Annotated in this window: 8 protein-coding genes; 1 reads left to right on the top strand and 7 read right to left on the bottom strand. The window is 63.4% G+C overall.

Translation table 11 applies throughout. The features are described 5' to 3' along the window. Positions 1-72: 72 nt before the first annotated feature. Positions 73-2031 (bottom strand): acetoacetate--CoA ligase, encoded by a 1959-nt coding sequence (locus ACLGL5_RS13860; protein ID WP_069091312.1) that lies wholly within the window; start codon positions 2029-2031, stop codon positions 73-75. Between the two features lie 197 nt (positions 2032-2228). Between ACLGL5_RS13860 and ACLGL5_RS13855 the strand changes: the two genes are divergently transcribed. Beyond that, a complete protein-coding gene (locus ACLGL5_RS13855; RefSeq protein ID WP_064986141.1) occupies positions 2229-4082 on the top strand; it encodes an AsmA family protein in 1854 nt (617 codons plus the stop codon). A 139-nt stretch (positions 4083-4221) separates the two neighbouring features. Here ACLGL5_RS13855 and ACLGL5_RS13850 read toward each other — a convergent pair whose 3' ends face one another. From ACLGL5_RS13850 to ACLGL5_RS13825, 6 genes are all read right to left on the bottom strand, one after another. Beyond that, the gene (locus tag ACLGL5_RS13850) at positions 4222-5040 is read right to left on the bottom strand and encodes an ABC transporter permease (RefSeq protein WP_019860323.1); all 819 of its coding nucleotides are present in this window, start codon (positions 5038-5040) and stop codon (positions 4222-4224) included. Next, complete coding sequence (locus tag ACLGL5_RS13845; RefSeq protein ID WP_069091311.1) at positions 5037-6002, bottom strand: ABC transporter permease subunit; 966 nt, start codon at positions 6000-6002, stop codon at positions 5037-5039. The genes ACLGL5_RS13850 and ACLGL5_RS13845 overlap by 4 nt, the downstream gene beginning before the upstream one ends. Before the next feature lie 9 nt (positions 6003-6011). Then, positions 6012-7154: an ABC transporter ATP-binding protein gene (locus ACLGL5_RS13840; protein WP_019860325.1), complete on the bottom strand. Its 1143-nt coding sequence runs from the start codon at positions 7152-7154 to the stop codon at positions 6012-6014. Positions 7155-7236: 82 nt separating this feature from the next. After that, the gene (locus ACLGL5_RS13835) at positions 7237-8334 is read right to left on the bottom strand and encodes a polyamine ABC transporter substrate-binding protein (RefSeq protein WP_019860326.1); all 1098 of its coding nucleotides are present in this window, start codon (positions 8332-8334) and stop codon (positions 7237-7239) included. Positions 8335-8660: 326 nt separating this feature from the next. After that, complete coding sequence (locus tag ACLGL5_RS13830) at positions 8661-9614, bottom strand: DMT family transporter (protein WP_069091310.1); 954 nt, start codon at positions 9612-9614, stop codon at positions 8661-8663. Between the two features lie 136 nt (positions 9615-9750). Beyond that, the gene (locus tag ACLGL5_RS13825; protein ID WP_027047235.1) at positions 9751-11199 is read right to left on the bottom strand and encodes a helix-turn-helix domain-containing protein; all 1449 of its coding nucleotides are present in this window, start codon (positions 11197-11199) and stop codon (positions 9751-9753) included. Between the last annotated feature and the right edge of the window lie 49 nt (positions 11200-11248).

The following is an 11248-nucleotide window of genomic DNA, read 5'->3' as shown; positions in this document are numbered from 1 at the left end:
TTACGAATGTGTACCACTCGTGAAATCTAGGTAAATTCCCGCGACATGTTTCGTTAACCATGCCGGTCGGGATCATTCGGCAAGCTGCGGCAGGTTCCTGAACAGCTCCAGCGCTTCCGGGTTGGCGAGCGCTTCCTTGTTCTTGATGGCGCGGCCATGCACGACGTCGCGCACGGCGAGTTCGGTGATCTTGCCCGACTTGGTGCGCGGAATGTCGGTGACGGCGACGATCCTGGCCGGTACGTGACGCGGGCTCGCCCCGCTGCGGATCTTGGCGCGGATGCGTTTCTCCAGATCCTCGTCCAGTTCGGCGCCCGCGGCCAGCCGCACGAACAGCACGACACGCACGTCATTGTCGAAATCCTGGCCGATGCACAGCGCTTCGAGGATTTCCGGCATCTGTTCGACCTGGTTGTAGATCTCCGCCGTGCCGATGCGCACCCCGCCCGGATTGAGCGTGGCATCCGAGCGGCCATGGATGATCATGCCGCCATGCGCCGTCCATTCAGCGAAATCGCCATGGCACCAGACATTGTCGAAACGCTCGAAATAGGCAGCCTGGTATTTCTTGCCGTCGGGGTCGTTCCAGAAGCCGATCGGCATCGACGGAAACGCCTTGGTGCAGACCAGTTCGCCCTTCTCCTGCCGGATCGGCTTGCCGTCGTCGTCCCAGACATCGACGGCCAGGCCAAGGCCAGGTCCCTGGATCTCGCCGGTCCAGACAGCTTGCGTCGGCACGCCGAGCACGAAGCAGGAGACGATGTCGGTGCCCCCGGAAACCGAGGCGAGATGCACGTCCTTCTTGATGCCGTCATAGACGAAGCGGAAATCCTCGGGCGACAGCGGCGAACCGGTGGAGGAGATCGCCCGCACTGTCGACAGGTCATGGCTGCGGATCGGCTTGAGGCCGGCCTTGCGCACGGAATCGATGAACTTGGCCGAGGTGCCGAAGAAGGTCATCTTCTCGGCATCGGCGAAGTCGAACAGCACATTGCCGTCGGGGTAGAAGGGCGAGCCGTCATAGAGCAGCAGCGTCGCCCCGGAAGCCAGGCCCGACACCAGCCAGTTCCACATCATCCAGCCGCATGTGGTGAAGTAAAAGAAGCGGTCGCCGTCGACAAGGCCGGCATGCAGCCGATGTTCCTTGACATGCTGGATCAGCGTCCCGCCGGCCGAATGGACGATGCATTTGGGGATGCCGGTGGTTCCTGATGAAAACAGGATGTAGAGCGGATGCGAAAACGGCAGAGGCTCGAAGCTGACTGGCTTGGCGGCGAAGGGCGACAGCGCCTCTTCCATCGCCACCGCCTTGTCGATGGTTGCCGCCACATCGGCCGAAGTGCCGAGATAATCGACAAGCAGCACCTTGCGGACACTGCCGAGCTTGGCCGCGACCGCGGCGACCTTGTCGGCGACCTCGATCGCCTTGCCATTGTACCAATAGCCGTCGGGCGCGATGAAGATGACGGGCTCGATCTGGCCGAACCGGTCGAGCACACCCTGTTCGCCGAAATCGGGGGAGCAGGACGACCACACCGCGCCGATCGAGGCGGCGGCCAGCATGGCGGCGACGGTCTCGGGCATGTTGGGCATCATCGCCGCGATGCGGTCGCCCTTCTTGACCTTGAGCGACAGGAAAAGCTGCTGCAGGCGCGAGACCAGGCCATGCAGCTGGTTCCAGGACAGCCGCCGCTCCACCTTGTCCTCGCCGCGAAAGACGATCGCCTCGCCCGCGCCGGTTTTCTTCAACAGGTTCTCGGCGAAATTCAACGTCGCGTCGGGAAAGAAGGAGGCACCGGGCATCCTGTCGCCATCGGCCAGCAGGCGCTCGCCCTTTTCACCGACAATGCCGGAAAAGTCCCAGACCAGGCTCCAGAACCCTTCGCGATCCTCGACCGACCAGCGGTGAAGGTCGCCGTAGGAGGCGAATGTGGCGCCGGCTTCCGCCTCCGCCGCCTTCAGGAAAGCAGTTAATGGCGAAGCGTCGATCCGGTCTTGCGTCGGGGTCCAGAGCGGTACTTCGGCAGCCATGATCGATCCTCCCACGGTCGTCATCGCTTATGCATATTGCAGCGCAGCAGAGCAAGATTTTGTTGGGCCGAAGCGCTCAGGTGTGCGCAAATGCCATCGCCGGGCCATAAAGACTTGAAATGCCTCAGTCCTAAGTCGTAGTGACGACTGGGGTTTTACGTCAGGCGATTAATCGGAACGGAAGCATATAGGGCGAGATGCCATCATCCTTGATCCGCCGCGGAGTATGGGCGATCGGCGCTGCCGTGATCGTCATCGCTCTGGTGGTCGCAGCCCTGCCGCTGATCGCCTCGACGCGCATCGTGCGCGATCGCATCGCCTGGGAAATGAGCGCCTGGAGCGGCTTCCGGGTCGCCATCGAAGGCTCGCCGCGCATCGAGGTCTGGCCGAAATTCCGGGCGATCCTGACGGATGTCACGCTTTCGAAATGGACGGACGCCGACGCGCCGCCGGTCGTCGAAGCCGAACGCGTCGAAATCGACCTATCGGCGATGGCGGCGTTGCAGGGCGATGTGGTGTTTTCCACGGCGCGGCTGGTGCGGCCGACGATCCGGGTCCAGCGGACCGCGGACGGCCTGTTCCTGCCCACCGCGCCGACCGGTGGGCGCATCGCGCGCTCCATCGACACGGCACGCGGCGTGGTCAGTGCCGACCCCGCCAAACCCAACCTGGACAAACTGCCGACAGATGCCTTCGGCACGGTTGAATTCAGGGACGGCCGCATGGTGGCTTCCGTCAACGGCAAGGACGTGGAGATCCTGAGCAGCCTTAGCGGCCAGGCGACCTGGGCGGCGATGAACAGCAATGCGACACTGTCGGCAACCGGGATCTGGCGCGGCGAAAGCGTCGCCCTCGACGCCGCCTCGCAGAAGCCGCTGGTGCTGTTTGCCGGCGGTGTGGCGCCGCTCACCCTGTCTTTCAAAGCAGCACCCGCCACCTTCTCCTTCGACGGCACGGCCAGCATGGCCGACAACGCCTATTTCGACGGCCAGGTGAAGTTCGCGGCCCCCTCGCTGCGCCGTGTGCTGGAATGGTCGCAGGCCGGTATCGCGCCAAGTGCCGCGATCGGCTCGGTCAGCATTTCGAGCAAGGTCACGGCGTCGGCCGGACGCGTCAAGTTCGAGAACACCGCGCTGACGCTGGACAACAATCCGGGCATGGGCGCGCTCGACCTGTCGCTTGGCGACGCCCAACCCGTGATCTCGGGCACGCTCGCCTTCGACACGCTCGACCTCAGATCGTTTCTGTCCGCCTTTACCCCGCTCGGACCAGCGAGCGGGACCGGCCCAGGTGACGTGGAGGCAAGTTTCGCCGACCGGGTCAATCTGGATCTGAGGCTGTCGGCGGCGCACGCCACGGCCGGCACGATCCAGCTTGCCGATGTTGCCGCCACCGCCCAGGTCAAGGACGGTCTTTCCGTCTTCGATATCTCCGACGCCTCGGCCTTTGGCGGCAACATCCAGACCAGTCTTCGTTTCGACCGCAAGCCCGAGGGCACACAGGTAGAGATCCGGCTGCTTGCGTCCGATGTCGATGGCGGCGCGTTCGGCACGGCGGCCGGCATGACCCGGCTGGTGCCGGTCGGCACAGGCACCGTTTCTGTCATCCTCAAGGGACCGGGCAGGACCTGGGATTCGATCTTTGAAAACGCCGACGGCTCGGTCTCGGCGACCTTCGGTCCCGGCGCACTCAGCAAGTTCAACCTGCCGGCCTTTCTCAAGCATACCGAACAGGGCGGCTTCTTCGCGCTCGACGACGTCTCGGACGGCACGCTGCCGATCGACGGCGCCGAAGTGAAAGCGACCATTTCGCGCGGCGTGGCGAGGCTGGACAAGGCCGAGGCCAATTCGGCGAAATACAAGATCTGGCTTTCCGGCATCGCCTCCTATGCGGGGCGCGGGCTGGCGCTGTCCGGCGGCGTTATCCAGCCGGACCAGGCGGCGGCGCAGAAGACCGGCCAGCAAGGCCCCAACCAGTCGTCCTTCTTCGTCGGCGGAACCTGGAGCACGCCGTTCATTTCGCCGATAAGCCGTGGCGTTTCGGGCGAATAGAAGCGCGCTTACGTTTCGCTGGGCATCAAACAGGCTTCACCCTCGGGTCAGGCCCGAGGGCATGCTTTTCGGGATCATGCTTCCGTTCAGTTGAGCATGATCTTGTCCGAAAACCGGCTTCCACTTTTCGGGATCATGCTCAGCCGCGTTGCGCCGCCTGTTCGTCGAGCTGGCGCTGCACCTCACGACGCTTGTTGGCGATCGAAGCGATGATGACGCCGACCGCGACGACGGCGATCAGGATGGTGCAGGCGGCATTGATCTCCGGCGTCACGCCGAGACGGACCTGGCTGTAGATCTTCATCGGCAGCGTCGTGGCGCCCGGTCCCGAGGTGAAGGAGGCGATGACCAGATCGTCGAGCGACAGCGTGAAGGCCAGCATCCAGCCGGATACGATCGCCGGCAGGATGACCGGCAGCGTGATCTGGAAGAAGGTCTTGGCCGGCGTTGCGCCGAGATCCATCGCCGCCTCCTCCAGCGACCGGTCGAAGGAGACCAGGCGCGACTGCACGACGACCGCCACGAAGCACATCGTCAGCGTGATGTGGGCGAGCGTCACCGTGAAGAAGCCGCGGTCGAGGCCGACGGCAACGAAAAGCAGCAGCAGCGACAGGCCGGTGATGACTTCCGGCATGACGAGCGGTGCGAAGACCATGCCGGAAAACAGCACCCTGCCGCGGAACCGCGTGTAGCGCGTCAGGGTGAGCGCCGCCAGCGTGCCCAGCACGGTCGCCACGGTGGCCGAAATGACGCCGACACGCGCCGTCACCCAGGTGGCGTCCATCAAGCCCTGATTGTGGAACAGCGACACGTACCATTTGGTCGAGAAGCCGCCCCAGACGGTGACGAGCTTGGATTCGTTGAAGGAGAAGACGATGAGCAGCACGATCGGCAGGTACAGGAAGGCAAAGCCAAGCACGATCGAGGTGACGTTGAAGCGGCTCCAGGTCGCGTTCATTTGCCCTGCTCCTGGCCACGCGCCTGTGCCTGCTGGAAAAGCATGATCGGCACGGTGAGCAGCAGAAGCAGGATGACGGCGACGGCCGACGAGACCGGCCAGTCACGGTTGGCGAAGAACTCGTTCCACAGCGTCTTGCCGATCATCAGCGTCTGCGATCCGCCGAGCAGGTCGGGAATGACGAACTCGCCGACGGCCGGGATGAACACCAACAGGCAGCCGGCTATGACGCCCGGCAGCGACAGCGGGAAGGTGATCTTCCAGAAAGCCGCGGTCGGCGGGCAGCCCAGATCCTTGGCCGCCTCGATCAGCGAGTAATCCATCTTTTCCAGTGACGAATAGAGCGGCAGCACCATGAAGGGCAGGTAGGAATAGACGATGCCGATGAAGATCGCCGTATAGGTGTTGAGGATGACCAGCGGCTGGTTGATGATGTGCAGCGACAAGAGCAGCTGATTGAGCAGGCCCTCGGGCTTCAGAATGCCGATCCAGGCATAGACCCGGATCAGGAACGACGTCCAGAACGGCAGGATGACCAGCATCAGCAAGGTCGGGCGGATGGTCGCCGGCGCGCGTGACATGCCATAGGCGATGGGGTAGCCGACGATCAGCGTCAGCACGGTCGAGATCGCGGCAATGATGACGCTCGTCACATAGGCCTTGAAATAGAGCGCGTCCTGCGTCAGCCAGACATAGTTGTCGAAGTTGAGGTCGCGAAACCCGGCAAAGAAGCCGGAGACGCCGTCGCTGAAGTCGAGCACCGGCGTGTAGGGCGGCATGGCGATCGCCGTCTGCGACAATGAAATCTTGAAGACGATGACGAAGGGGATAAGGAAGAAGAACAGCAGCCACAGGTAGGGGACGATGATGACGAGCCGATTGACGAAACCGGCACCCAGCCGCGTCAGGAAAGGCTTGGCAGTCGATGGCGCGGCGGCATCGGCGACAGCGATGTTGGACATATCAGCCCCCTACCGCGCCAGCACGACGCCGGCATCGGGCCGGAATGACACCCAGGCGCGATCGTTCCAGGTCAGCGGATCCTCGGTCACGCGCGCCGCGTTCAAGGCGCTTGCCCGCACGATCTGCCCATCGTCGAGCCTGATGTGGTAGACGGTCATGTCGCCGAGATAGGCAACGTCATAGACCTCGCCTTCCATCGCGTTGACGGCATCGGCCGGCTTCTTCGACGAGACCTTGATCTTCTCCGGCCTGATGGCGAAGACGATATCGGCATTGGGCGCGGCCACGGCACCGCCATTCTCGACGACGATCTGGGCTCCGCTCGCTCCGGTTATGCGGGTGGTATTGGCCGACCGCTCGGCGACCTTGCCCTCGAACATGTTCACATTGCCGACGAAATGGGCGACGAAGCGCGAGGCCGGGGCTTCGTAGACTTCCGCGGGCGTCGCCACCTGCATGACCTCGCCCTTGTCCATGATGGCGATGCGATCTGCCATGGTCATCGCTTCTTCCTGGTCGTGGGTGACGACGACGAAGGTGAGACCAAGCTCCTGCTGCAGGTCCATCAGTTCGAACTGGGTCTCCTCGCGCAGCTTCTTGTCGAGCGCGCCGAGCGGCTCGTCGAGCAGCAGCACCTTCGGCCGCTTGGCGACCGAGCGGGCGAGAGCGACGCGCTGGCGCTGGCCGCCGGAGAGTTGGTGCGGCTTGCGCTTGGCGAACTGCTCGAGCTTGACCAGCTTCAGCATCTCGGCGACGCGCTTTTCGATATCGGGCTTGGGCATGCCTTCCTGCTTGAGGCCGAAGGCGATGTTGTTCTCCACCGTCATATGCGGGAACAGCGCATAGGACTGGAACATCATGTTGACCGGCCGGCGATAGGGCGGGATGCCGCGCAGATCCTGGCCATCGAGCAGGATGCGGCCGGCCGTCGGTTCCTCGAAACCGGCGAGCATCCGCAGCAGCGTCGACTTTCCGCAACCCGAGGCGCCGAGCAGGGCGAAGAACTCGCGCTCGAAGATGGTCAGCGACAGATTGTTGACGGCGGTGAAGTCACCGAACTTCTTGGTGACGTTGTCGAACTGGATGTATGGCTTGGCGTTCGGGTCGTTCCATGGCGCGAAATCCCTGCGGATGCTGCCAAGCGATTTCATATCCCCACTCCGTTCTGTTTCTTGCTTCGTGCCCCAAAAAAACGCGACCCCGGCAGCTGCCCGCCGAGGTCGCTTCAGATGCTTATTGGCCGGTGACGATCTTGGTCCAGGTGCGCGTGATGACGCGCTGGGCCTTGGGATCGTACGGCTGGACCGTATAGAGCTTCTGCACCGTCGCTTCGTCCGGATAGATTGACGGATCGTCCAGGATCGCCTTGTCGACGAACTGCTGCGAAGCCTTGTTGCCGTTGGCGTAGAGCACGAAGTTTGAAGACTTGGCGATGACTTCGGGCTTCATCATGTAGTTGATGAATTCATGCGCCTCGGCGACATGCGGCGCATCAGCGGGGATCGCCATCTGGTCGAACCATATCTGGGCGCCTTCCTTCGGCACGGAATAGCCGATCTCGACACCCTGCTTGGCCTCCTGGGCGCGGTTGCGGGCCTGGAAGACGTCCCCAGAGAAGCCGATAGCCAGGCAGATGTCGCCGTTTGCCAAGGCGTTGATATATTCGGACGAGTGGAATTTCCTGATAAAGGGGCGGACCTTCATCAGGGCTTCCTCGGCCTTGGCGATATCGTCGGGCGAGGTGCTGTTCGGGTCGAGGCCGACATATTTCAGCGCCGCCGGAATGATGTCGGCCGGCGAATCCAGCACATAGACGCCGCAATCCTTCAGCTTGGCGAGACTTTCGGGATTGAAGAACACATCCCAGCTGTCGATCTTGTCGGTGCCGAGCGCGGCCTGCACTTTCTTGACGTTATAGCCGATGCCGACGGTGCCCCACATGTAGTTGACCGAGTATTCGTTGCCGGGATCGTACTTGGCGGTGCGTTCCGAAATGACGTCCCACATGTTGGAGATGTTCGGCAGCTTCGACTTGTCGAGCTTCTGGAAGACGCCGGCCTGGATCTGGCGGGCAAGGAAATTGCCGCTGGGCACGACGACGTCGTAGCCGCTACCGCCGGCAAGCAGCTTCGTTTCCAGGATCTCGTTGGAATCGAAGGTGTCGTAGACAACCTTGATGCCGGTCTGCTTGGTGAAGTCCTCGATGACGGAGCTGTCGATGTAATCCGACCAGTTAAAGACGTTGACGACACGGTCCTCGGCATGGCCGGCCGGTGTGAACAATGTCAGAAATACCGAGGTCGCCGAAAGCCAGAGCGCTTTGCGGATCATGCTATTCTCCTTTGGTGAGTGTTCCATCGCCGGCTCGTCGCGACATGTGCGCGACCGGGCATTTGTTTCAGACTTTTGAGCTTTCCAGGGGACAACAAGCGCCGATTGGCGCGACGGCCACGGCCGCGCAATCGTCCGAGGCTGGAAGGAATCGCGGTGCCGTCAGAAGCTTTCGCCGCCGCGCGGACAGAAATACAGAAATATGGAGCGGTCTCGATCGGGCCGCCGGGGAGACTTGGCAAGATACGCCTGTCTTGTTGTTGCTGTGGACCCAGCCTGCCCGGGCGGCAGCAACATTGTCAATGGCAAAGCTTCAGCGGCCCGCATCAATTCGGCGACGGCACTCCGGTGACCCCTGCCCGCCGCGGCCGTGCCTGGCGCTTGAATTCGAGCCCGATATGGACGAGCAGCGCCGTGACCACCACGGCGCCGCCGATGATGGTGCGGCCGGACGGCACCTCGGAATGGATGAGCCAGACCCATATCGGCCCAAGGATCGGCTCGAAGGTGCCGAGCAGTGCCGCGACGGCGGCCGGGATCAGCCGCGCGCCAGTTGCGAAGAAGGCGAGACCGATGCCGAGATTGACCACGCCGAAAGCGAAGAGAAAACCCATGTCGCCCGCTGAAACCGTGAAGGTCGACGCCTGCGAGGCGGCAAAGCCCGCGGCCAGGAACGTGCCGAGACAGGTCGCCGGCGTCATCCGCACACTGGCGAACCGCCTTGTGATGACGGTCGCGATCGAGAACATGAACGCGATCAGCAGCGCCAGCCCGTCGCCTATGGGCGAGACGGCGCCATTGAGTGATTCCGACACCATGATGGCAACGCCGGCAATGACGGCGGCAATCGCCACCCAAGTCACGGCACTGACCCGTTCGCGAAACAAGGCCCAGGCCAACAGCGCCGCCAGAAGCGGCACACCGGCTTGCATCAAAAGGATATTGGCGACGGTGGTGTAGGCGAGCGCCACGACGAAGGCGGTCGATGCGATGGCGAAACAGAAGCCGACGGCAAGGCCAGGCAGGCCCATCTCACGAAACGATTTCAGCATGCCGCGCCAGCCGTCACGCCAGGTCATGAACAGGAGCAGGAAGGCGGCGGCCCAGACGGAGCGCCAGAAAATAACCGTCCAGCTGTCGCCAACGGTGATGAAGCGGGCGATGGTGCCGCCGAAACTCCACATCAGCGCCGACAGGAAGACCAGAAGCATGCCGACACGTTCCTCGCGCGGCGAGGAGGTCGATGCAACAAGGCCCGGCGATGATGCTGCGTCTGTCATGGGCGCGACTGTCGAGCTTTTGTGGACGGGACGATGCGCAAGGGACGACAAAAAACTGCTCTGTTCGCGTAACGCAAAGACTAAGGCCGCGGGTGATCCAGACACCGGCGACGATTGTGGCACCTTTGTTCTCGCATTACTGGAAGTCGAAAGCGCTCAGGCCCGTCACCATCTCGTCGAGGCCAAGCGGACGCGTCACCGGCGGTTCGGCCCGCGCCAGGCAGCCGACGCGCTCGCAAAGCCGGCAGGCGGGTCCGACCGGCGTCGCCGCGACGGCGCCTTGTCCAGCCCTTGCACCGACCACGGCGCCGGGCAGCGCCGCGCCATAGACGATGTCGTCGCGAAAGCCGATGTCGCAACCAAGCAGCAGCGCCGTGCGGCGTGGGCGCTCCGCGAACGCGCCCTGCGGCCCTTCCAGCGTGCGGGCGATGCACAGGAACTCGGCGCCGTCAGGCATTTCCACCGCTTCGACGAAAACCTGACCCGGCTGGGTGAAGGCGGCATGCACGGGCAGCTTGGGGCAACCGCCACCAAAGCGGCTGTGCGGAAAGCCCTGGCTGCCGGCCCTGCGAAAACGGTTCCCCGCATTGTCGACCTCCAGCATGAAGAACGGCACGCCCGGTGCGCCCTGCCGCTGCAGCATGGTCAGCCGGTTCGCGGCCTGCTCGAAAGAGACGCCGAAGCGCGAGCGCAGGACATCGATGTCGTAGCGGGCGCGGATGGCGGCGGCATGAAAGGCCTGGTAGGGCATCATCAGCGCATGCGCGGCATAGCGGCCGAGCTCGAAACGTGCGAGGCGGCGGGCTTCGTCGGTGGTCAGCTTGAGCGCCTGGATCTCGCCGGCGACCGCCACCGTCATGCGGATCAGGCAGGCCTCCATCGCCACTTCGCGTAGCTGGTCGAACGGCGACAGCCTCTCGGACAGGAACAGGCGCTGCGAATGGCGGTCGTAGCGACGGCGCCAGTTCGGCATGGTGGCGACCGGCAGCACTTTGACCACGATGCCGTATTCGCGCTTCAGCCATGCCTTCAACGCACCGAACAGATCGTCGCCGGGATCGAGCACCGCGGTGAACGCCTCGGCCTCTTCCTCAAGTGCCGTAAAATGGTTCGGCCGCCGCTCGAAGGTCTCATGCACCTCGTCGATTGGCAGGCGAGCGCCGGATAGCGCGGTCGCCCGCCCTTCGCGCGCCAGGAGTTCATTGAGGTCTGACAGTCGCTCGGCCTGCTCGCGATAGGCGCGAAACAGTTTTATCACCGCCGCGGACGCATTGGGCGCTGCCTCGGCAAGTTCGATCAACTCCTGGTCTCCCGGCAATTCGCCAACCAGCAGCGGATCGGTGAACACTTCCTTCAAGGCCGCGACCGACCCCCTCGCCTCGCCCTGCAGCTCATGCGGGTCGACCTTGTAGACTGAGGCCAGTTTCAGGATCAGCTGCACCGTCAGCGGCCGCTGGTTGCGCTCGATCAGGTTGAGGTAGGACGGCGAGATGCCGAGCCCTTCGGCCATCGCCGTCTGGGTCAGGCCCTTGGCGTTGCGAATGCGGCGGATGCGCGGCCCGGCGAAAATCTTCTGCTCAGCCATCAACTGCTCTTGACAGGAATTTACACGACATTCGCGGCATCCCATTGCC

The sequence above is a fragment of the Mesorhizobium sp. U510 genome (assembly GCF_059180695.1).
Note: the sequence above shows the minus strand (reverse complement) of the source record. Positions and strands in the feature narration are given on the sequence as shown.

What these genes read in the sequence shown, in the direction of transcription:
- ACLGL5_RS13850 (WP_019860323.1), bottom strand. Translation starts at nt 5,040, where the DNA reads ATGAACGCGACCTGGAGCCGCTTCAACGTCACCTCGATCGTGCTTGGC.
- ACLGL5_RS13840 (WP_019860325.1), bottom strand. Translation starts at nt 7,154, where the DNA reads ATGAAATCGCTTGGCAGCATCCGCAGGGATTTCGCGCCATGGAACGAC.
- ACLGL5_RS13825 (WP_027047235.1), bottom strand. Translation starts at nt 11,199, where the DNA reads ATGGCTGAGCAGAAGATTTTCGCCGGGCCGCGCATCCGCCGCATTCGC.
- ACLGL5_RS13860 (WP_069091312.1), bottom strand. Translation starts at nt 2,031, where the DNA reads ATGGCTGCCGAAGTACCGCTCTGGACCCCGACGCAAGACCGGATCGAC.
- ACLGL5_RS13855 (WP_064986141.1), top strand. Translation starts at nt 2,229, where the DNA reads ATGCCATCATCCTTGATCCGCCGCGGAGTATGGGCGATCGGCGCTGCC.
- ACLGL5_RS13845 (WP_069091311.1), bottom strand. Translation starts at nt 6,002, where the DNA reads ATGTCCAACATCGCTGTCGCCGATGCCGCCGCGCCATCGACTGCCAAG.
- ACLGL5_RS13835 (WP_019860326.1), bottom strand. Translation starts at nt 8,334, where the DNA reads ATGATCCGCAAAGCGCTCTGGCTTTCGGCGACCTCGGTATTTCTGACA.
- ACLGL5_RS13830 (WP_069091310.1), bottom strand. Translation starts at nt 9,614, where the DNA reads ATGACAGACGCAGCATCATCGCCGGGCCTTGTTGCATCGACCTCCTCG.